Here is a 19990-nt window from a genome sequence, read left to right on the forward strand (position 1 = left end):
GGGACGCACCGGGTGGTGGTGCGTCCCGCCCCTGGCCTCATCGGGCGGGACGAAGGGTCAGATGCCGGCGGGCGGCGGAGGCGGTGGGGCGGCGGGCCCGCCCGTCGCTTGGCCCTGGGCGGGGGCCGGCGGTGCGCCTTGCGGCGGGGGCGTGCCCACGCCGGTCGGCGGAGCCGACATGAATCCGCCGCCCTGGCCGGACGGTGATCCCGGGCCGCCGGAGCCGGGGGTGCCGCCGAACTGGCCGCTGGTGTCATCGCTGGGTCGCATCGGCGGGGGCTGGACGGCCTTCTCCAGACCGTTCTTGACCCCCTCGCCTCCCGAGGAACCGCCCGAGCTGCCGGACTTGCTGCTGCTGTCCTGGTCGGGGCCCTTGCTGGTGGGGGAGATGTCGCCGGGGAAGCCGCCGGGTACGGCGTCGGGGCCCTGCGGTGCGGCGGCTGCTCCGGCTGCCGCGCCGCCGGTTCCGGCGGTGGCAGCCGCCGCGGCGGCCTTGCGTCCGGCACGTTCGGCGTGCTGGCGCGCCATCTGGGCACCGGCTCCGCCGGCGCGGTGGATGTCCTCGCCGTTGGTGCCCTCGGACGCCCAGTGCACGAACTTGAACGTCGCGTACGGGCACAACAGGATCAGGACCATGATCACGATGCCGGACATGACGTCCGCGAGGGCGGCCAGGCCGTCCTTGGAGTCGGTCTTGCCCATGGCGGTAATGCCGAGCACGAAGATGATCGTCATCAGCAGCTTGCTGACCACGAGGGTGGCGGTGGCCTCGATCCAGCCCCTGCGCCACCGGCGGGCGACCTCCCACCCGCCACCGGCGCCGGCGAACACGGCGAGGGTGACCAGGACGAGGATGCCGACCTTGCGGACCATCATCACGCACCAGTACAAGAACGCACCCACTGCGGCGCCCAGTCCGGCGAAGACCGCGACCAGCCAGCCCAGTCCGGACAGAGCGCCGATCTGACTGACCAGCACGATGCGGCGCACAGCGGATTCGATGGACAGGTGCGCGGAGGAGAACAGCCCGTCGGAGAGCGCGTCGACCACTTCGATCGCGACGGTGGTGCCGGCGATGGCGCAGAAGGCGAACAGGACGCCGGACATGGTGCCGGTGAATGCCTGGGTGAGGGCTTGTCCGTCGCGCCTCACGGCGGCTCTGATGAGCTGGGCGCAGAAGGTGCCGACCAGGATGATCAGGCCGATCGGCAGCAGCAGTTCGTAGTTGTCGCGGAACCAGGCGGCGTTCAGATCCACGCGGGTGGTGGTGTTGACGGCCTTGGCGGCCAGGTCGGCTGCTGCGGCGGCGAGTTCACCGGCGCTCTTGGCCATCCAGTTGCCGATCGCCTTGCCGGGGTCGGAGGCGAAGCTCACCGCGTCGCCGACGGCGCACAGCTTGTCCGCGAGGGGGAGGTTGCAGAACCCCAAGGGGAGGTCTCCCTTTCTAGGTCAGGGCGGGGGTCAGGGCGCGACGCTGGGGGCGATGGCGACCAGGGAGCAGTCATGGGAGGGCCGGCACTGCACGGCGAGGGTCACGGCGCGGTCTTCGGCGCCGCTGCCGCCCTTCTTCCAGGCGATCTGCTGTGTGCCGGTGGCGGTGACGTAGTAGATGTACGCCTCGGTGATCGCCGAGGGGTCATCGGCCAGGGCCTGCTTGAACGCGGACGGGTAGTGCGCGTCGGTGACCTTGGCACTGGCGTGCTGGGCGTTGTCGCCCATCCGCGACCACAACACCGGGTCCGGCACCTGCCCGGTGACCGAGGACCAGTCGGCGTACTTGGCCTCGGTGGTCATCCACGCGCTCATGCCGGCCAGTTCCTGGTCGCGGCTGGTGTCGCGGGTGTCGTAGGACCACAGCATCACCGCTGCGGCCTTGGCGTAGGCGAGGGGGTCACTGATCCGCGGAGGCTTGGGCACCGACCCGGTGCCCGACGATGCCGGGGCCGCCGTGGGGTCGGCGGTGGGGGTGGTGCTGTCCGTCACGGACGGCGTGGTGCTGGCGTCGTGGCGGTGTCCGTCGTGGCCGGTGAACCATGCGGCGATGCCGGCGACGGCGAGCAGCGCGGTGATGACCACGGCGATGATCAGGATGCGGCGCTTGGCCGACCAGGTGGCGCCGTAGCCCGAAAGTGGGGAGCTGAATCGGTTCGGCATTTAGTGGACCTGCGACCCCAGGGCGGAGAAGAAGGCGACGATGCCGTTGGCGGCGCCCAGGCCCAGGGCGGCGCCGGCGGCGACGACGGCGCCCTTCTTGCCGTTGGCTTCGGCCTGGTGGCCGCCGGTGTGGTGGCCCCAGGCCCACACACCCAAGGAAACGGCCAGGGCGCCGACCACGGCCACGATGCCGAAGAGGTTGATGCTGCTGACGACGTCCTTCAGGACGGACAGGCCCGGCAGGCCGCCCTCCTTGGGGCTGACGCCTGGGTCGAAAGCGAGAGAGACAGCGCGGTCTGCGAAAGACATGGCTATGGTGGAACTCCTTGCATGCCAAGGGCCGGTTTCCGGCCTGGCGAAGGGCGGGGAGAAGAGCGGAAGAGGGCGCGCTAAGCGCGAGAGGCCGGTCCCGCCCGGCTCGGGTGGCCGGGCGGGACGCGCGGCGGGTCAGGAGACGATGCGGCGGGCGGCCAGGACGTCCCAGTCGCCGATTGGAGTGATCCGGACAGGCTTGGTGGTACGCGGCGCCTCGATGACGAGCCCCGCACCGATGTACATGCCAACGTGTTCGGGCACGGCCGCGGTCCCCCGCGCGAACAACAAATCGCCGGGCTTCAGTTCCGACGTCGAGACGGCCTTGCCTTCGTTGACCTGCGTGTACGTGGTCCGGCTGAGCTGGACGCCGGCGTGGGCGTATGCCTGCTGCATCAGGGAGCTGCAGTCGCAGCGGCCCATCGGGTCGGGGCCGTGCGGGTTGGTGCAGTCACCGCCCCACTGGTACATCGTCCCGAGCTGGTGCATGGCCCAGTCGATGGCGGTGCGGACCTTCGGCGGGGCGTCCTTGGGGATGGTGTAGCCCTTCGGTACGGAGCCCTCCGGGATGGTGCCCCACTGGGAGCCGTCCTGGCCCGGGGTACAGCCGGTGGAGGCAGTCTGCGTGGTGCCGGTCGTGGTCTTGGACGTGTTCTGCTGGGTGGTTTTGCCGCCGCCCGGCAGGGTTTTGACGATGGCTTCCTGCAGGGCGCGGGCGAGCGGCTCCCACTGCGCGTACGCATCGGGGAGACCGGATGCCTGGACGGCCTGGGCGGCCTGGGTGACCGTCATCTGCTGCCAGCCGTGCACCTCAAGCAGTGCCTTGTAGAACCTGGTTGAGGCGTAGACGGGGTCGCGGATCTGCTCGGGTGTGCCCCAGCCCTGGCTGGGGCGCTGCTGGAACAGGCCGAGCGAGTCCAAGTCGCCGTAGTTCAAGTTCCGCAGGCGGGATTCCTGCGTGGCGGTGGCAAGCGCGATGACCTGACCCTGGGCGGGCACGCCGAGCGAGATGCCGGTGGCGACGATGGTCTTGGCGTTGGGGATCTGCTCGTTAGGCAGCTCCAGCCCCTCGACGTGGACGTCCTTCGCGGAGCTCTTGCCGCCGAGGATGGCCGTCACCTGTTTGGCGACGGCGGCGGTGTCAATGGACGTGCCGGTGGAGCCGCATGAGGCGCTCTGGCCGGCGTCGCTTGCTGCCGCGGCCATGGCGGCGGTGCCGGCGAGGAGGAAGGGGGAGAGGATGACGACGCCGATGCCGGCGGCGAGCGCCTTCAACCGTGGCAGCCCGGCCGCAGGTCAGCGTTTTCGGGCATGGGCGGGTGGCGAGAGGTCATGAACGGGTCCTTCGGGTGCAAGGTCCGGCGCGCCGCGTGCGCATGGCGTGGTGGAAAGGGGGCGCGGCGGCCGGGGTGGGCGATCGGGGCGGCCGGCGCCAGGCGAGTTGCCGCTCGCGTGGCGGACCGATGGGTCAGGTGTGCCGGGGCAAGGGGGAACCTCCGCTGGGCAAAGGGGTGAGGGTGGGCCTGCGGCGGTGTGTGCGCCGGGCGGTTCAAAAACAGTAGGCCCAGATTGGCGGTCGACCAAAAAGTCGGCGTGAGGGGTCGGAATTCGACCCCTCAACCCTGCACTTCTTGGTCGGCGGCCGATTCGCCTCTACAGTTTTGGGACTCCCCTCGCCCTCCCCGGTGTGTGGCCCTGGGCTTCTCCACGCCCATCTTTTTCGGCCCCCGGGTTCTCCGTTGCGCGACGGGTTATTCATCTCCGCCTGTTCCCACCCGAATCGGGGTTCCTCTTTGCCTTTTTCCCTGCACCAGGGCGATGCCCTCAGCGTCCTTGCCGGTCTGCCGGACGACTGCGTCGATTCCGTGATCACCGACCCGCCCTACAACAGCGGGGGCCGGACCGCGAAGGAGCGCACCAGCCGCTCGGCGAAGCAGAAGTACACCTCCGCCGACGCCAAGCACACCCTGCCGGACTTCACCGGCGAGAACATGGACCAGCGCTCTTACGGGTTCTGGCTCACCCAGATCATGACCGAAGCCCACCGGCTCACCCGCACCGGGGGCACCGCCCTGCTGTTCACCGACTGGCGTCAGCTGCCCGTTACGACGGATGCGATCCAGGCGGCCGGCTGGCTGTGGCGGGGCGTGCTGGCCTGGCACAAGCCCCAGGCCCGGCCCCAGAAGGGCCGCTTCACCCAGAACTGCGAGTTCATCGTCTGGGCGTCGAAGGGCGCGATCGACGGCTCGGCCAACCCCGTCTACCTGCCCGGCCTGTACTCCGCCTCGCAGCCCTCGGGCGCCCAGCGCCAGCACATCACCCAGAAGCCCGTTGAGGTGATGCGCGAGCTGGTCAAGATCGCACCGCCCGGCGGCACGGTGCTCGACTTCTGCGCCGGTTCCGGCTCCACCGGCGTCGCCGCCCTGCTTGAAGGGCGGGACTTCATCGGCGTGGAGAAGACCAAGCACTACGCCTCGATCGCTGCCGACCGGCTCACGAAGACCGTCCGCGAAACCCTCACCCAGGACGACATGAGCCTTGTGGCCTGACACACCAACCGCCCCTCCCCGACGGGTACTCGGTGACCGCGTCCCTGCGCGCTGCACCCCCGTGCGCCGGGTGAAATCCCGCCGCCGCCAGGTCGGCCCGCTTCACGCCCTTCCCCCAGCCCTCTTTGGAGGCAGATTTGCCTGAATCCGTAGAACCGCCGGCCGAAGGGGAGCTGGAGCCGGTTCGTGTGCCGGACCCTCACCTTGAGGGAATCGAGGCGAGCGTGCGGCGGCTGATGGAGCAGTCGGCGCAGCAGGCCCGCCAGCTCGACCACCTCGCCTCCGCGCCGAGCCCCGGCCCCTCGCCGTTCGCCGCGTTCGGCATGCCCGGGCTCGGCGGCCCGCCCCCGGCGGCTGTGCCGGAGCCGCGTCCGATCCTGGAGCTGGAGGGCGAGGAGTACGAGGACGAACTCGACGCGCTGTCCGACTGGGTCGATGATTTCCTCCTGCCGGTCTACGGCGCGGAGGTCACCACGGCTGCGCCGTGGTGTCTGCAGTGGCAGGAGCACGACGACGTCGTGGCCTGGCTCCACGCCCTGTGGCTGGCCTACCAGCAGCACAAGGACGCCGAATCCGGTTTGAGCGGGCTGTTCGTGTGGCACCGGGACTTCCTCACCCACGCCGTCGCAGCGATCCGCGCGCCCGGCGGGCCGCTGTCGGCCTGCATGACCTCACCGGACCGCCCCGCGCACCGGCTCCTGCCCGGCCCGCCGCCCTCGGCCCGCACCGAGAAGGCGAACACCGCCGAGTCGGAGGCGCCCGGTCCTGGTAAGCCAGGCGAGCCGGCGTCATGAGCACCGGGCAGCCGGCCTTCGGCCTCAGCTTCGACCCCCGCGCGCTGACCGACCTGCTCCAGGCGCCCAGCGACATCCGCGACCTGACCCTTGCCTACCTGCAGGAAGTGGTCAACGCCCAGCGGTTCGGGCTCCGGCTGACAGGGGATCTGGAGGGCTACCGCAAGCTGTTCGTGGACTCCCGCAAGGAGTGGCGCGTCGTCTACGGCGTGCGCACGGCCCCCGAGACGTCCGCGCACCGCCAGGAGATCCACGTCCTTGCGGTCAGGCCCCGCGCCGGCAACGACGTCTACGACACCGTCGGCCGACGGCTGGGGATGACCCGCCGCCCGCTCAGCGCCCGCACCCACGCAGCCCGCGCCCGCTCCCCGCAGCTGACGACCCGCACCGCGGTGCCCAGGCCGATCCCGCTGCCCTCCGCCATGCCGGGCCTGCCCCGCCCGGCACAGACCTCCTCCCACTACCAGGCCCGCTGACTTCAAGGAGCACGCGCCTATGCCCCCTGACCCCACGCCGGCACCCGTCCGGCGTGCGGTGTCCCCGCTCGATGACCGCATCCAGGCCGCAACCGGCCAGGACGTCGACACCCTTTGGACCTACCGGGACCGCGGCGTCCTCGACGCGGTGCACACCCGCCTGGTCGATCGGCACCGCGAGCTGGTCCAGGCCGAAACCGGCGTCACCTTCTACCGCACCCTTCTCAACCGCCTGGCCAGCGGCGAGTTCCCCGTCGACGCGGCGCTGTTCGCCCGGATCGACCGCACGGTGGGCCAACTGCAGCAGGCTGCCGATCAGCGCGATGCCGCCGCGCGACGGGTGCTCGCCGCCCTGGAGCCGATCGAGGCCGCCGCCCGCACCGCACCCGTGGGGCGCGCAGCACCGATATCGGCTGCCGACCAGGCGGTACTGCTCGCCATCGCCGGCGGCGCCAAGCTCTACCAGCATCTGCTGACGGGGCGGATGTCGGTAGCCACCGCCTCCGGCACCCGCATCCCGTACACCGCTGTCCAGCGGCTCGAAGCTGCGGGCCTCCTCTGCCGGGACACCGGCCATCCCGTCTACGCCGGCCAGCCGGTCGCCCTCACCGACACCGGCCGCGCCGCCCTGGTCGCCGCCCGCCGCCCCAAGACAACCGAAGCGGCGAAGGCGGCGGCCCGGCCGGGCGCATGGCCGTCCACCCCCGCACACCGGCGCTGACCTGCGCCGGCTCCCTGACGAAAGGCTCCATGTCCCCTACCGACCCGGCCCACGCGCCCGGGCGCATGCCTGAACTCGACGTCCGCCTCGACGGCTTCACCGCCGACGAGACGACCGCCGACGCGTTCTTCCACAAGGTCGAAGTGATCGAGCACGAGCTCGTCCCGCTGGCCGAGCACCACACTGCGGACGGCGCCCACAGCTTCTACGTCCTGCACGACCCCACGGCCACCTGGGACCACCCCGGGGTGGCGCAGTATGCCGCCTTGCACATTCACCGGGACATGCAGGCGCGGACGTTCCGTTTCGAGCACGCTGTGCTTCCGCTGCCGGCGATGGCGCAGTCCTGGCTCATCCACCGCGGCCGCCCGGGCGACGCCATTGGGATCGCGGCGGGGATGGGCCCGGCTCCGGCGGACGAGGTGACCCGGGCACTGGAGCGGCGTCTGGCCGGGGACGGTGACCACTACGCGCTCGGGTACAGCTACACCCGCGACGACCCGGACGACATGGTGATTCTCGTCGCTCTGCGTGCCCTCGACGAGCGCGCTCCCTCCCCGTTCCGCGTGGTGGTCGAGGAGTTGGACACCGAGGCGTGGACCTACACCCTGCGCGAGGGGGGCTTCGCCACGGTCGGAGAAGCTCTCGGGTGGTGTGACGATCGGCTCAGCGGCGAGGCCGGCCCCTTGCCGCCGGTGCGGCCTGCCGCGTCATCCACCCGCCCTGCTGTCGTGCCGAAGAGTGCCATTTCGCGTCCGCCGGGCCGGTCGCGCTGAGCGTCAAATCCGATAGGGGCGGCGGAATATAGCCGACGATCGGCGGTTGGCCAAAAGCACGTTTCTCCGGATTCTTATACGGCCGCCGGGACAACAACCCCGGCCGTCTCTCCACGCACTTCCCCTTTCTCCTATGGAGGTTTCTTCCGCATGCGCTCTACCCGAATTGCGATATCCGTTGCGATGCTCGGCGCGCTCGCGCTGCCGATGGTCGCGGCGACTACGGCCACGGCCGCTCCGGCGTCTGCTGCGAGCCGGGTTTCGGCCTCCCGGCCGTGCGACCGGCTCGGCCCGTGGGTCATCGGCACCAAGGCGGTGACCATCCGCTCCAAGGCGTCCGCCAAGTCCACTGCCGTCGGGGTGCTCTACCGGGGCCAGAAATTCATCGTCCACAAGTCCAGCGGTGGCTGGCACTACATCACGGACACGTCCACCGGGGTGACGGGCTGGGTGTCCGGCACCTACGTCTACCGCACCGTCTACATGTGCCTCGACGACTGACAGCCAGAACCAGCAACGCGCGGTCATGGCGGGCGAGTTGACCGCTCGCCTGTCTAAGTCCCTTCCCAAAACTACCGGGCCGTGGTGCCTGGCGGAGAGGAGTTCCCTGTGTCCGACGGCATGGAGGATGTCGTGGGCGTCCTCACCGAGCAGATCGAGGCGCGGTTCGCCATGAGTATGGCCGAGTTGAAGGCTGCGGTTGCTGTGGCACCGGGTGCCAACCCCGAGGCCACCGGCGTCGTGAAGTGGCATGGCCTTCTCGTCGCATCCCAGGCGGCGCTCGAACGTGCCGAAGACGATCTGCTCACGGCGCTTCAGACCCAGCCCAGCGAGGTCGACGACCCGACGATGGACCTCGCCCACCGCGTCAACGCGGCTGTCAGCGCGCGGGATGGGCGAGCCATGGTCGTGCGCTGGCTCCTCGACCCTGCCGCTCCCGGGAAGCAGGGGCTTGCCGCGGAACGGCTCGCCCGCTTCAGCCGCGGTGCTCGCACGGGTCCGGCGGTACAAACCAGCGCGCCGGTCCGGCCTGCGACAGCACCGGCGCAGGCAGCGACAGCGGGACGAGGAGTCCTGCGGTGAGCGTCCGCCACAAGTCCAGCACCGTGGACGGCCGGCTGGAGGAGGTCTTCGACGCTCCGGTGGCCGAGCTGTATGAGAGGGCGGCCGGTCCGGATGCCTCGGCTGCCGTGAGTCGTGCGATGGAGTTGCGCTCGTTCCTCGCTTTGGCCGAGGAGCAGGTGGCCCGGGTCCGGGACCGCGTGCACGAGGCGATGGCGGCCGACCGCGACATGGACGAGCTGTCCGCCGACGAGCTGCGGATGGACGCGCAGTGGTTGGACGCGGCGCTCGATGCCCGCGACGGCTACCGGGCCGCGCTCGATGACCTGCTGCGCACCATGCCGCCTCCCCTCCCGCAGCCGCGGCCCTTCCGGACGGCGCAGCAGACCGTCACCACCGCCTTGCCCCCTGCCCTCGCCGCCCCGGCACCGCAGCGTGCCGGGGCGGTACGGGCCCGCCGACCGTGAAAGCCCCAGCCGATTGCCCCGCCTTATCTCCACCGAGATAGCCGGACGGATTGAGGACCTGTACGGCGCTCCGCTCGCCGTCCTCGAAGCCCACGCCCAAGGCCAGCCGCCCGGCATGCTCGCCGCCCTCCTCGCCGGCCACCACGACCTCGCCTTCGCCGAGCAGAGCATCACCTTCCACCGCGAGCGCCTAGCCCAACTCGTCCACCCCGAACGGCAGATCGGCGTGCACGAGGTGTCCCACGTCCTTGAATGCGCCCGGCGGCTCGCCGAAGCCGTCGCCATTCGCGACGTCCAGGCCAAGACCGTCTCCGCCGTTCTGCGCAGCCTTGGACGCGTCGAGGGGCCCGAGCCGTCCCCCGCCCCCGCCCCAGCCGCCGCAGCGGCCGTGCCCACTCCTCCCGTCCGGGCCACGAGCGCTGCGCCCACTCGCTGACCTTCGGGCAACCCCCTTCCTTCACTCAGGAGTTCCTCCCTTGGCCATCACCGCTCTGCCCCCCGACACCGGCGCCGACATCGCCCGGGTCACCGAGGCACTCGCCATGATCACTCCGCGCTGGAACGTGCGGATCCTGCTGGCGCTGGCGGGCCGTCCGCTGCGCTACAGCGAGCTCGCGGGCAAGGTGTCCTGGCTGCAGAACGGCCAGCTGCACCCGAAGCTGCGGACGTTGTGCGATGCCGGTCTGGTTGAGCGCACCGAGCACACCGCGCGGCACGTCACCTACGGCCACACCGACCGCGCAGCAGCGCTGCTGCCGGTCCTGCCGCTGATCGCCACCTGGGCCGAGGAGCACCTGGAGCAGCCGGAGACGCCGCTGCCCGCCATCGAGCAGATCGAGGACAGCCTGACGCTGCTGACCCGGCGGCACGCCGCCGCGATCTTGTGGGTGCTCAAGTCCCGCGGGGAGACCAGCGGCCGTTCCCTGGCGAGGATCATCATGCCCGGCAGCGACTGGACCAACATCTACCCCCCGCTGCGGCAGCTCGTCGCCGACGGCCTGGTCGACACCGACGGCACCGGTCAGCCCTACCGCCTGTCCGCGGCCGGGGAGGGCCTGGGGACCGTCTTCGGGGCCTTGTCCGCGTGGTCGGCCGGAGAGCCCCTCACTCACGCTGCCCGGCACCCGGTCTGGGGAGCAGCCGCTAGCGCGCCGGCTCCGCGCGCCTGGGTCAGCCACCCGGCGCGGCTACCCGCCCCGCCGGCCGCGCCCGCCCCGGTCAGGACCGGCCCGCCCGCGCCGACGGCGTGGCAGCACCGCGAGTTGTTCTCCCACACCACCGCGTCGCGCCCGGCGGCGGCCCTCCTGGCGGGAGGTCCGCGCCGATGAACACCTCCCTGTCCCCGGCCGAGGTCCGGCAGCTCTGCATCCAGTTGTCCTCGCCGGGCCTGATCCGCCTGATCACCGAGATCGACGACAACGGGCCCATCCCGCCACGCGGACTGACCCGTACGCTCGCCGATCTCACTGAGCACCACCTTCGGCAGGCCACCGACGCCGCAGGCGCCCTCGGCCTTGTCCGGGCACGGCCCGGCGCCGGGCTGGACCTGACCGCATCCGGCGCAGAGCTGGCCGATGTCTACGACGCGATCGCCCGCTGGGCCAGGCGCCACGCCTACCCGGCACCGGTCGCGGACTTCCCCGGCCGCATCCAGCACACCCTCGCCCTCCTGGCCGACATACCGTCGGTCGGCCACCTGCCCAGTGCCCAGGCGCTTGCGGACCTTGCCGGGCCGCGAGTCCTGCTGGGCCAGTGGCTGCACGCCCACGCGCAGGCCGCCCAGCCCGCCGAGCACGAGCTTGCCGCGTGAGGGCGCGCACCGACCCCCGGCACGCACGCCGCCCCTCCCGGACCCTGCTGCGCGGCGTCTACCTGCCCCGCATGGCTGATGGTGCCGCGTTCGCGATGACCACCTACGGCATCCCCCTGCTGGTGCTGGCCACTACCGGGTCGGCGACCCTGACGGGGCTGGCGTTCACGCTGGAGTGGGTGCCCAGGCTCGCCGCGTTCACGGTGGCCGGCACGGTCGTTGACCGCCACGGAACCGGGCGGGTCTTCCGTACCGCGTGCGCGGTCCGCGCCCTGGTCGTCCTTACCGCAGCGCTCGTCTTGACGGTAGTCGGCACGGCGTCGACGGCGGCGACGGCCACGGTGATGGCGCTCGCCGCGCTGTCCGGCTTCGCCACCGAGTTCAGTTACGCCGCGGCCGAGACCGCCGGCGGCCGGGCGAGCCGGACGGCCGGAGTTGGGGCGCACCGGGTGCAGTCCGTCCTGCTGGGCATCGACCAGAGTGCGATGCTCGCCGGGCCCCTGATATCCGGCCTGCTGCTGCAGGCCGGCGGACCGGCCGCGATGCTCACCACGCTCGCCGCCTTCTCCCTCCTGGCTGCCGCGCTCAGCCCCCGCGAGGGGGCGGTCCCGCGCGGCGAGGTGCCCGGGGAGGATTCGGCGAGCGGGCTGCGGACGGGCTGGGCGACGCTGCGCTCGCTGCCTGCCCTTGCCTGGCTGGTCGGCGGCCTGGTCGTCTCCAACACGGCCGTGGCCCTGCTCCAGGCAGCCATGCCGGTGATCGTGGTCACCAAGCTGGGGCGCTCCAGCGCGGACGCCGGACTGATCTGGTCCGCCGCAGCTGTGGTCTCCCTGCTCGCCGTCATCGCCGCACGGCGTGCGATCGACCGCTGGGGCCTGTGGCCCATCGGCGCGGCATCCGCCGCCGTGGCCGCCGCTGCAACCCTCGCCCTCTCCCAAGCCCACAGCTACCGCGCCTATCTGCTGCTGGTAGCGGTGCTGATGGCCGGCGAAGGGGGATTGACGGTCGTCCTGCGCACCCTGCGATCCCACCTGATCCCGCCCGAGGTGTTCGGCAGCACCCTGGCGGTGACGATCCTGCTGCTCCTGCTGCCCTTCCCCGCCGCCGGCCTGCTCGTCGCCGCCGTGCCGCCCGCCCAGCTCGGGCACACCGTCACCGCCGCCGCCCTCCTGCAGGCCCTCGGCCTCACCGCCGCCTTCGCCCGGCTGCGCACCCTGCCCGCCGCCCGCGCCTGACCTCCCCGGTTTCGAGAGGAGCCCTTCCGCTCATGTCCACCATCACGCAGGACAAACTGCCCGGCCTCGCCCTCCCATACCGGGAGCGGCCCACGATCAGCGAGCAGTTCCACGCCTTCGACACCCAACACCCGTGGGTCTACCGCGAGCTGGAGTGGCTCGTCGTCCAGCGCCTTGCGGCAGGAGCGAAGCGGATCGGGATGAAGGCCCTGTTCGAGGCCCTGCGCTGGCGCCACCCGCACGCAGTGAAGGGCCTGAACAACAACTACACCGCCCTGTATGCGAGACGGCTGCTCGCCGAGCACCCCGAGTGGTCCTGCGCGATCGAACTCCGCCGCCGTCGCAGCCCGTGAATCCCTCTCGCCAACTCCTTGTCCATCACCGACCTTTTCTTGAGGAGCACCTTCTTGTCCGACCGTTCTGTCGTCTTGGTCGTTGCCGCGGCCGACATGGAAGCCGAGGCGTATCGCGGCTATTGCCTCGAAAGCGTTGCCGCCGCCTACGACATCGTCCTGATCACCGGCGAGGAGCCGTCGTGGGAGGTCCCGTACATCCGGGACTGCGTGGTCGTGCCCGACCCGACCGACCAGGCAGCCCTGTTTGCTGCGGGCCGCACCCTGGCCGACCGCTACGACCTGGCCGGGGTGTTCACCTGGACCGAGTGGTACCTCGTCCCGGTCGCACGCCTCGCCCGCCGGCTCGGCCTGCCCACCACCGCCCCGGAGGTGATGCAGGCGTGCCGCAACAAGGCCACCGCCAGGACCCTGTTCGCCCGCCACGGGGTTCCCTCGGCCGCCTCGGTGGGCGTGCGCACCCTCCAGGAGGCCAAGGCGGCGGCCGAACAGATCGGCTACCCGGTGGTGTTCAAGCCGGCAAGCCATGCGGCCAGCATCGGCGTGATCCGCGTCGATGGCACCGAGCAGCTCGCCGCGGCGTACGAGTTCGCCGCCCTGGCGGCCGGACGGGGGCTGGAGAACCGAAGCGTGCTGGTCGAGGAGTACCTCGACGGGCCGGAGGTCTCCATCGAATGCGTCACCCACCGGGGCCACACCACCGTCATCGCCCTCACCCGCAAGACGGTCAGCGCCCCGCCGTTCTTCGAGGAACTGGCGCACTCGGTCGACGCCACCGACCCGCTCCTGGAGGTCGTCGCCCCCGCCGCCGTGGCGGCGATCCGCGCGCTGGGGATCACCGACGGCATCAGCCACGTCGAAATGCGCCTGGTCGATGGCCGGCCCCACCTGGTGGAGGTCAACGGCCGCCTCGCCGGAGACATGATCGGCCACCTCGTCCGCCTCGCCACCGGCATCGACCTGCCGCGCGCCGCCGCCGACATCGCCTGCGACCGCGCCCCCGACCTGACCCCGAGAAGGTCCTCGGCCGCCGCGATCCACCTGCTCTACCCCGAGACCTCCGGCACCCTCACCGAACTGCACTTCGACGGTGCCCGCCCGCCGTGGCTGGAGCGCATCCATTTCCAGCACCACCCCGGCGACCAGCTCCTCCTGCCCGCGGACGGCGGGGACATGTTCACCGCCCGGATCGGCTACCTGATCACCACCGCACCCACCGGCGATCTGGCACGCGCCCGCGCCGAGCAGGCCGCCCGTGCCCTCACCATGCAGCTCACTCCCACCGCCGCCGCTACGGGCCCGGGCCTGGCCGCGTGAGGGAGACACCTGCGGCCATATGGACCAGCCGTTGCCTGCTGACCGGGTACTTCGCCGGTCTCGGTGTGGTGATGGCCGTGTGGGGCGCCCGGATGCCGGCCGTCCAGCAGACCGCCCGCCTGAGCACCCCAGACCTGGCCATGGTGCTGCTGACCGCCGCCCTCGGCATGGTCCTCGGACTCCAGGTAGGAGGCCGGCTGGCTCGGCCCGACCGGCTTCCCTCCCTGCTGACCACCGGCACCGTCGCCCTGTCCGCGTGTCTGGCCCTGCTGGGCCAGTGCCGCACCCTGCCCTCGCTGCTGGTGGCGGCATGGGCCTTCGGGGCCGCCCACGGGGTGGCGGACGTGGCCGCCAACGCGGCGGCAGTGCGCTGCCAGAACGCCGCCGGCCGACCGATCATGTCCTCCCTGCACGCCGCCTACTCGATCGGTGCGCTCGGCGGTGCCGCCCTGGCCGCCGCCACCGCCCACACCCCGCACCGCACCCTGTTCCTCGCAACCGGCTTGTCCCTCGCTGGCCTTGCCCTCGCCGTAACACCGGTCACCCGCTCCCTGAGCGGAACCGACCAGCCCCCGGCGCAGGCCGCGACCCAACCGGCGCTGTCGGCAAGGACGTTGTTGCTGCTGGGTGCGCTGGCCGCGGCGAGCCTGCTGGGGGAGGGGGCGGCAGCCGACTGGGCCGCGGTCCACCTGCACAGCCTGGGCGCGTCTGCGGCCGTGAGCGCTGCCGCGTTCGCCCTCTACAGCGCGGCCATGGCCGCCGGACGCCTGGCCGGCGACCGCCTCACCCAAGCCTTCAGCGCTCCCACCATCGTTCGTGCCGGCGCGCTCCTGGCGGCGGCTGGCCTCACCGCCGGCGTCCTGGCCGCCACGGTGCCGCTGGCGCTGGCCGGCTGGGCAGCCCTGGGACTTGGCCTGTCCATCACCGTCCCCTGCCTGATCACCGCCGCCGGCCTCGGAGGGCCCAGGGCCGTGGCCACGGTCGCCGTCATCGGCTACCTCGGCCTGCTCGCCGGGCCCGCCCTCATCGGCGCCATGGCCAGCCTCACCACCCTGCCCACTGCGCTGCTGCTGCCCGCCGGGCTCGCAGCCGCAGTCGCCGCCCTCTCCCACCGAGCCCTGGAGCACCCCACCCCTTGAACCTGAACACCGCGCACCCCGGCCTCGACGCCGTGATCCTCGACTACAACGGCGTCATCGGCGTGCAGCCCACGATCGGCCAGTGGCGTCACCTCGCTGGCATCGCGGCCTGGCCAAAGGAGGACCTCACCGCCTTCCAGACCGCCTTCTGGAGCGCCCGAGAGCCCTACGACGCCGGCCAGTTGAGCGACCCGGCGTACTGGGCCCGTGTCCTCGGCCACCATCCCGGCCCGCGGATGCTGCGCGAACTGCGCGCCGCCGACACCGACATGTGGACCACCACCGACGAAAACGTCGTCGATGTCCTGCGCTACGCCCACCGGGCAGGCGTGCCGATGGTGTTGCTGTCCAACGCACCCGCCCACCTCAGCGACGTCCTCGACACCCACGACTGGCGCCGCCTGATGGCCCAGGCCCTGTACTCGGCCCGGCTGGGGGTGTGCAAACCCGACCCGGCCGCCTACCGGCACGCCCTGGCCGCCACCGGCGTCGCAGTCCCTCAGCGCGTGCTGTTCGTCGATGACCGGGCGGACAACTGCCACGCCGCCCGCCGCCTGGGACTGCGCACGCTGCACTACACCGGCCGGGTGGCCGACCTCGAAGCAGCGCTGCTGCCCGCCGGCCGACCCCGCCACCTTCCATGCCCGACCTCTTCAGGAGCCGCGTGACAGCCCACGATGACCTTTCCCCCGCCATCGACGGGGACGTCTACGTCTCCCCGCGCTACCTCGCTGGCACCACCGGGATCGGCGATCCCGCCCTCGCTCCGCTCCGTGACCTCGGCTGGAGTCTGGACCACGACGACCTCGGCAACGCCTACCTGAACGCCCCCGACCGCAGGGTCCGCCTCGGCTACCTGCCCGAAGGCGAGGACGACGGTCTGTGGCGCATCAACGCCTACGAAGATCCATTTGCTGCGCCGACGTGGGGCGTGTGCTTCAACGACTCCTGTCCCACCGAGTTCGTGACCGCGTTCACCACCGCCCTCGCCGAGGCGTACCAGCAGGGCCCGGACGCCTACCTCGCGGCTCCGGACCCGCGCAGCGCGGACCGCGACCCGTTCCTGGCCGTCGCCCCCCTTATCAACCGCGGCTGGCAGATCGACCACCCCCGCTGGGGTGTCTTGGCCATCCAGTCACCTGACGGCCACGCCGGGCTGGAGTACACCACCACCCGACGCCTCGATCCGGAAGCCGAGCTGACCACCCGCGACGCCCGCTGGCAGCTGTGGGCGGGCACCAGCATCGACCGCCCCGCCTGGTACGCCACCGCCAGCACCAACACCCCCGTAGCGCTGCTCACCGCCGTCACCGAGTGCGTTTCCGATCCGGCACCGCTGCCACGGTGGCGGGAGGCGACGTTCAGCTACGTCAAGGGCATGGCCCAGCTCACTCCGATCGCCGCGCCGCGCCCGCCGGCCCCGACGCCGTTGGATGTCCAGCGTGCCGTCTCCCGACGCCCGGCCGCCCTCCCTGCCACCGCCAGCGTCCCGCGCTGGAGCACCACCAGCCGCCCGGCCGTGCCCGGCCCGCGACGCTGACCTTCCGGAGAAGTTCGCGTGTCGATGTACGCCCGCGAGTTCTTCGCCGAACTGGGCCTGCCCTTCACCGACGCCACCGTCGTCGGCACCACCTACTACGCCGCCCCCACCCCCGGCCCCCTGCGGCTGCGGATCGACTTCAGCCCGACCATCCGCACGGGCGAGTACGACGGCCTGCGGCTCGCCACCCTCCACCAGGACCGAGGCCAACTCGACGCCGTCGTCCTGCGGTTCGAAGACCACCACACATTCGACCACCGCGACGCCACGCGAGGCCGCACGCCACGAGATACGGGGTACGGCAAGTTTAAGGAGTTCCGGGACCGCCCCGACTGGGTGCCGTGGGAAGGCGCCCACACCCGCGGACTGCGCGACGCGATCGAGCATTACACCACCATCTGGTTCCCCGGCGCATGGACGCCCTGCGCACCGAACCGTGCGACGGGCCGCACCGCCGGCAAGGCACCCTTCCAGCCAGCGTCCCGCGCCGGGAGCCGCGCCCGCTGACATCGCCGCACCTCCACCCCGACCCCAGCGCCCCGCGTGGGCTCCTCCGCCTCCGTTGCCCCCTCTCCCGCGCCGTTCGTGACAGACAGGAGCCTTGTGTCGTCCGACCCGTTCAACAACCTTGATCCCGACGGGGAAGTGAAGGTCCTGCCCCGCCACCTGGCAGGCCCCGGCCCCACTGACCTCCGCACGGCCTGGCCCTTCCCTTTCGAGGAGGACTGGTCACTGACCCAGCCCGCGAAGGGACCGGCGCTGGCCACCAGCCCCTGCCTGCGGCTGTGGACCGGCCTGGTCCCCGAACCCGACAGCCGTGGCAAGGGGAAGTGGACCATCGCCGCGAACCGCGTCCCGTTCGCTGCGCCGACCTGGCAGATCACCTTCGACGCCACCACCCCGATCGAACTGCTGCACGACGTCCACACCGAACTGCTCGACCTCTACCTCGAAGACCGCCACAGCGACCGCGACCGGCTGTTCGAGGACGACACGCCGCCGCAGGAGGCATACACCCCGCTGCTAGCCCGCGGCTGGAGCCATCAGGTCAAGACCGATGGCACGCAACTCTTCCACGCCCCGGACGGCCTCGGTGGCGTGCGGCACCGCTACGCCACAACCGGCATCGACACGCCCATTTGGTCGGCGTGGGGCGGCTCGCCCAGCGAGCCCTCCTGGCGCGCCCAGTTCTCCTTCGGCGCGCCGACCACGCTGGTCGCGGCCTTCACCGCCTCGCTGATCTCCACCGAGCCGGTCCGCCGCTCCGTCGGCGACATCCCCTTCCACACCCGCCGCAACCTCTACCTCGCCACGGCAACAACAGCCAGACAGCCATCCCCCTCCTCGCCGGCCGCCGTACCCCCTGCCGCGGGCCCGGCCCCGGGCCGAACCCGCTGACCCGCTGCCTCCCCACCGATCAAGGAGCCCCCTTTCTCGTGCACGCCCGTATCGTCCGCCGCGCCGTCCGCTGTGCCGCCATCGCCGCCGCGGTGACCGGCACCCTCGCCTGGGCGCCGGCCGCAACCGCCCAGCCGGTCACACCGGCGCCCTCCGCCTCGACCGCGTCCACCGCCGCCGCCACGGCTCCCGCACCCGATGCGGGCAGTGTCGCGGTCACCGCGAAGGACCCGGCCGGCGACGGCCTTCAGGGCGCCTCGTTCCTCCTGCTGGATGCCACCGGCCAGGAGGCCGGACGCGGGAAGACCGACGCCCAGGGGAAGCTGACCTTCCCCAACCTCGCTCCTGGCGTGTACCGGCTGAAGGAGACCGCCTCCGGCAGCCCGCTCCACGACGTCGTCGCCGACCAGGACGTCATCGTCACCCCCGGCGCCACCGCCCCGGTGACGATCACCGACCCCTTCAAGGCCGCCCAGGTCCAGCTCACGGCCAAGGATGACAAGACCGGCAAGCTGCTGACCGGCGCCACCATGACCATCGGCACGGGCGAGACGACCCTGCTCACCCTCACCACCGGGAAGAACGGCACGGCCTCCGGCGAACTGCCCGTTTCCAGTGGCAAGCAAGAATTCTGGGTCAAGGAGATCACCGCGCCCGAGGGCTACGACCTGTACAAGGCGTCGAAGACCTTCACCGCCGCGCCCGGGGCCCCGGTCACCGTGACCGTCACCAACACCAAGACCTCCACCACCCCGGCACCCGACCCGACCGACAAGCCGACCGACAAGCCCACCGGCGCCCCGTCCACGCCCGCGGACACCTCGAGCCACCACGGAACTCTCGGCGGGCCCACTCCCGCCCCGAGCGACTCCGCCACGCCGGAGGCCCACTCCTCGACCGCCGCGGCGGCTAGCGCGGCAGACGACGCGACGCCGAAGGCCCCGGTCGGCTCCCTCGCCCACACCGGAGCCGACGCCACGCCGTGGCTCCTCGGCGGCGCCGCCCTCCTCGTCGTCGGCGGCGCCGGCGCCGTCCTCGCCGCACGCCGGCGTGCGGCGTCCGAGTCCGAGCAGGACGCAGGCGGCGAGACCCGCTAACCCACGACCACCTTCGCCCAGCAGGCCCCCGGGAACCCAAGTCCTTCCCGGGGGCCTGCTGCGTACCGTAGCCCCGACGGGCGGGGCCACCCTGTCTACGGGCCATCCGGTCGAGGTGGCGGCCCCGCAGCGTGGTGGAGCCGTGCGTGGCGGTGCGGGCGGTGTGCGGGTTCGCGGTGGAGTGCGATGAGGGCGGCGTCGTCGGTGAGGTGTCCCCCGACGTGGGCGAGCAGGTCGTGCCGGAGGTGGTGGACGAGCACCTCCGGGCTGGAGTCGGCCCAGCGGGCCGCCCGCTCCCCGAGCGGGTAGAAGCAGCCGTCGGCGTCGCGGGCCTCGACGAAGCCGTCGGTGTAGATCAGGAGCGTGTCGTCAGGCTTGAAGGAGAACGCTTCCACGGTGTAGTCCGCCGGGCCGCTCCCGCTGATGCCCAGCGGGGGCGCGGGGTTCAGGCTGGGAACGGTGACGGCACGGCCCTGGCGGAGCAGCAGGGGCGGGGGATGGCCGCAGCTGGTCATCCGGGCGATATGGCCCCGGTCGGGGATCTCCAGCAGCAAGGCGGTGGCGAAGCGCTCCCCGGCCTCCTCTGCCGGCTAATGCCGGCCGTCCAGCAGCACCTCGGTGGCCCCTGCCTTGTTTCCGTCGGGTGACGGTGTATGGCTCGCAAGGCCATGGCACTGTTGATCAACGGGGACGACCACGGAATGGGTTGCCTGTTCCTTTAGGGAACGCGCGGTCTGTTCCTTCGGGGAACGGCCGTCTTGTTCCCTGAGGGAACATGCCTTGACGGTGA

The 19990-nt window shown here is 71.8% G+C and carries 24 protein-coding genes and 1 pseudogene; 20 read left to right on the forward strand and 5 right to left on the reverse strand.

Annotated features, from left to right (window positions below; all coding sequences use genetic code 11):
• Window positions 1-57: 57 nt before the first annotated feature.
• The 4 genes from ACMATS_RS24750 to ACMATS_RS24765 form a co-directional block, all read right to left on the reverse strand.
• Window positions 58-1428: an SCO6881 family protein gene (locus ACMATS_RS24750; RefSeq protein ID WP_414169097.1), complete on the reverse strand. Its 1371-nt coding sequence runs from the start codon at window positions 1426-1428 to the stop codon at window positions 58-60.
• 33 nt (window positions 1429-1461) lie between these two features.
• Window positions 1462-2154, reverse strand: a complete 693-nt coding sequence (locus ACMATS_RS24755; RefSeq protein WP_227723702.1) for a hypothetical protein — start codon at window positions 2152-2154, stop codon at window positions 1462-1464.
• Entirely contained in the window at window positions 2155-2463 is a 309-nt protein-coding gene (locus ACMATS_RS24760) for a DUF6112 family protein (RefSeq protein ID WP_265106281.1), read from the reverse strand.
• Window positions 2464-2601: 138 nt separating this feature from the next.
• On the reverse strand, window positions 2602-3741 hold the full coding sequence (locus ACMATS_RS24765) for a C40 family peptidase (RefSeq protein WP_227723701.1): 1140 nt from the start codon (window positions 3739-3741) through the stop codon (window positions 2602-2604).
• A gap of 518 nt (window positions 3742-4259) precedes the next feature.
• Between ACMATS_RS24765 and ACMATS_RS24770 the strand changes: the two genes are divergently transcribed.
• From ACMATS_RS24770 to ACMATS_RS24865, 20 genes are all read left to right on the forward strand, one after another.
• Window positions 4260-5015, forward strand: coding sequence for a DNA-methyltransferase (locus tag ACMATS_RS24770; protein ID WP_414169098.1), 756 nt, complete (start codon window positions 4260-4262; stop codon window positions 5013-5015).
• Between the two features lie 236 nt (window positions 5016-5251).
• Window positions 5252-5809 carry a DUF4913 domain-containing protein gene (locus ACMATS_RS24775; protein WP_414170786.1) on the forward strand — a complete coding sequence of 186 codons (558 nt, stop codon included), beginning with the start codon at window positions 5252-5254 and terminating at the stop codon, window positions 5807-5809.
• Window positions 5806-6285 (forward strand): hypothetical protein, encoded by a 480-nt coding sequence (locus ACMATS_RS24780; RefSeq protein WP_414169099.1) that lies wholly within the window; start codon window positions 5806-5808, stop codon window positions 6283-6285. The genes ACMATS_RS24775 and ACMATS_RS24780 overlap by 4 nt, the downstream gene beginning before the upstream one ends.
• A gap of 19 nt (window positions 6286-6304) precedes the next feature.
• Window positions 6305-7006, forward strand: coding sequence for a hypothetical protein (locus ACMATS_RS24785; protein ID WP_414169100.1), 702 nt, complete (start codon window positions 6305-6307; stop codon window positions 7004-7006).
• Window positions 7007-7035: 29 nt separating this feature from the next.
• On the forward strand, window positions 7036-7782 hold the full coding sequence (locus ACMATS_RS24790; RefSeq protein ID WP_414169101.1) for a hypothetical protein: 747 nt from the start codon (window positions 7036-7038) through the stop codon (window positions 7780-7782).
• Between the two features lie 150 nt (window positions 7783-7932).
• Window positions 7933-8283 carry an SH3 domain-containing protein gene (locus tag ACMATS_RS24795; protein WP_227723696.1) on the forward strand — a complete coding sequence of 117 codons (351 nt, stop codon included), beginning with the start codon at window positions 7933-7935 and terminating at the stop codon, window positions 8281-8283.
• A 120-nt stretch (window positions 8284-8403) separates the two neighbouring features.
• Window positions 8404-8865: a hypothetical protein gene (locus ACMATS_RS24800; RefSeq protein WP_265106342.1), complete on the forward strand. Its 462-nt coding sequence runs from the start codon at window positions 8404-8406 to the stop codon at window positions 8863-8865.
• Window positions 8862-9311: a hypothetical protein gene (locus ACMATS_RS24805; protein ID WP_414169102.1), complete on the forward strand. Its 450-nt coding sequence runs from the start codon at window positions 8862-8864 to the stop codon at window positions 9309-9311. The genes ACMATS_RS24800 and ACMATS_RS24805 overlap by 4 nt, the downstream gene beginning before the upstream one ends.
• Window positions 9312-9324: 13 nt before the next feature.
• Complete coding sequence (locus ACMATS_RS24810; protein WP_414169103.1) at window positions 9325-9747, forward strand: hypothetical protein; 423 nt, start codon at window positions 9325-9327, stop codon at window positions 9745-9747.
• A gap of 40 nt (window positions 9748-9787) precedes the next feature.
• The gene (locus tag ACMATS_RS24815) at window positions 9788-10639 is read left to right on the forward strand and encodes a winged helix-turn-helix transcriptional regulator (RefSeq protein ID WP_227723692.1); all 852 of its coding nucleotides are present in this window, start codon (window positions 9788-9790) and stop codon (window positions 10637-10639) included.
• The gene (locus ACMATS_RS24820) at window positions 10636-11121 is read left to right on the forward strand and encodes a hypothetical protein (protein WP_414169104.1); all 486 of its coding nucleotides are present in this window, start codon (window positions 10636-10638) and stop codon (window positions 11119-11121) included. Before ACMATS_RS24815 ends, ACMATS_RS24820 begins: the two co-directional genes overlap by 4 nt.
• A complete protein-coding gene (locus ACMATS_RS24825) occupies window positions 11118-12356 on the forward strand; it encodes an MFS transporter (RefSeq protein ID WP_414169105.1) in 1239 nt (412 codons plus the stop codon). The genes ACMATS_RS24820 and ACMATS_RS24825 overlap by 4 nt, the downstream gene beginning before the upstream one ends.
• A gap of 32 nt (window positions 12357-12388) precedes the next feature.
• Window positions 12389-12709 carry a hypothetical protein gene (locus ACMATS_RS24830; protein WP_227723690.1) on the forward strand — a complete coding sequence of 107 codons (321 nt, stop codon included), beginning with the start codon at window positions 12389-12391 and terminating at the stop codon, window positions 12707-12709.
• A 96-nt stretch (window positions 12710-12805) separates the two neighbouring features.
• The gene (locus ACMATS_RS24835; protein WP_227723860.1) at window positions 12806-14026 is read left to right on the forward strand and encodes an ATP-grasp domain-containing protein; all 1221 of its coding nucleotides are present in this window, start codon (window positions 12806-12808) and stop codon (window positions 14024-14026) included.
• Window positions 14027-14097: 71 nt separating this feature from the next.
• Window positions 14098-15165, forward strand: coding sequence for an MFS transporter (locus ACMATS_RS24840; protein ID WP_414170787.1), 1068 nt, complete (start codon window positions 14098-14100; stop codon window positions 15163-15165).
• Complete coding sequence (locus tag ACMATS_RS24845; RefSeq protein WP_414169106.1) at window positions 15162-15833, forward strand: HAD family hydrolase; 672 nt, start codon at window positions 15162-15164, stop codon at window positions 15831-15833. The genes ACMATS_RS24840 and ACMATS_RS24845 overlap by 4 nt, the downstream gene beginning before the upstream one ends.
• Window positions 15830-16705, forward strand: a complete 876-nt coding sequence (locus tag ACMATS_RS24850) for a DUF317 domain-containing protein (protein ID WP_414169107.1) — start codon at window positions 15830-15832, stop codon at window positions 16703-16705. The genes ACMATS_RS24845 and ACMATS_RS24850 overlap by 4 nt, the downstream gene beginning before the upstream one ends.
• 24 nt (window positions 16706-16729) lie before the next feature.
• A complete protein-coding gene (locus ACMATS_RS24855) occupies window positions 16730-17212 on the forward strand; it encodes a hypothetical protein (RefSeq protein WP_414170788.1) in 483 nt (160 codons plus the stop codon).
• Between the two features lie 96 nt (window positions 17213-17308).
• Window positions 17309-18103, forward strand: a complete 795-nt coding sequence (locus ACMATS_RS24860) for a DUF317 domain-containing protein (RefSeq protein WP_414169108.1) — start codon at window positions 17309-17311, stop codon at window positions 18101-18103.
• Window positions 18104-18141: 38 nt separating this feature from the next.
• Window positions 18142-19200, forward strand: coding sequence for an MSCRAMM family protein (locus tag ACMATS_RS24865; protein WP_414169109.1), 1059 nt, complete (start codon window positions 18142-18144; stop codon window positions 19198-19200).
• 95 nt (window positions 19201-19295) lie between these two features.
• On the opposite strand, the pseudogene ACMATS_RS24870 reads toward ACMATS_RS24865, so the two are convergent.
• Window positions 19296-19763, reverse strand: a pseudogene (locus tag ACMATS_RS24870) (PP2C family protein-serine/threonine phosphatase); the annotation flags it as partial.
• Window positions 19764-19990: the final 227 nt, after the last annotated feature.

This window comes from Streptoverticillium reticulum, assembly GCF_047456005.1.
GTDB classification, from domain to species: Bacteria; Actinomycetota; Actinomycetes; order Streptomycetales; family Streptomycetaceae; genus Streptomyces; species Streptomyces reticulum.

Excerpts from the sequence above, each read along its gene's own strand:
- ACMATS_RS24755 (WP_227723702.1), bottom strand. The coding sequence starts at position 2,154 with ATGCCGAACCGATTCAGCTCCCCACTTTCGGGCTACGGCGCCACCTGG.
- ACMATS_RS24760 (WP_265106281.1), bottom strand. The coding sequence starts at position 2,463 with ATGTCTTTCGCAGACCGCGCTGTCTCTCTCGCTTTCGACCCAGGCGTC.
- ACMATS_RS24775 (WP_414170786.1), top strand. The coding sequence starts at position 5,252 with ATGGAGCAGTCGGCGCAGCAGGCCCGCCAGCTCGACCACCTCGCCTCC.
- ACMATS_RS24780 (WP_414169099.1), top strand. The coding sequence starts at position 5,806 with ATGAGCACCGGGCAGCCGGCCTTCGGCCTCAGCTTCGACCCCCGCGCG.
- ACMATS_RS24785 (WP_414169100.1), top strand. The coding sequence starts at position 6,305 with ATGCCCCCTGACCCCACGCCGGCACCCGTCCGGCGTGCGGTGTCCCCG.
- ACMATS_RS24790 (WP_414169101.1), top strand. The coding sequence starts at position 7,036 with ATGTCCCCTACCGACCCGGCCCACGCGCCCGGGCGCATGCCTGAACTC.
- ACMATS_RS24795 (WP_227723696.1), top strand. The coding sequence starts at position 7,933 with ATGCGCTCTACCCGAATTGCGATATCCGTTGCGATGCTCGGCGCGCTC.
- ACMATS_RS24800 (WP_265106342.1), top strand. The coding sequence starts at position 8,404 with ATGGAGGATGTCGTGGGCGTCCTCACCGAGCAGATCGAGGCGCGGTTC.
- ACMATS_RS24820 (WP_414169104.1), top strand. The coding sequence starts at position 10,636 with ATGAACACCTCCCTGTCCCCGGCCGAGGTCCGGCAGCTCTGCATCCAG.
- ACMATS_RS24830 (WP_227723690.1), top strand. The coding sequence starts at position 12,389 with ATGTCCACCATCACGCAGGACAAACTGCCCGGCCTCGCCCTCCCATAC.
- ACMATS_RS24835 (WP_227723860.1), top strand. The coding sequence starts at position 12,806 with ATGGAAGCCGAGGCGTATCGCGGCTATTGCCTCGAAAGCGTTGCCGCC.
- ACMATS_RS24840 (WP_414170787.1), top strand. The coding sequence starts at position 14,098 with ATGGCCGTGTGGGGCGCCCGGATGCCGGCCGTCCAGCAGACCGCCCGC.
- ACMATS_RS24855 (WP_414170788.1), top strand. The coding sequence starts at position 16,730 with ATGTACGCCCGCGAGTTCTTCGCCGAACTGGGCCTGCCCTTCACCGAC.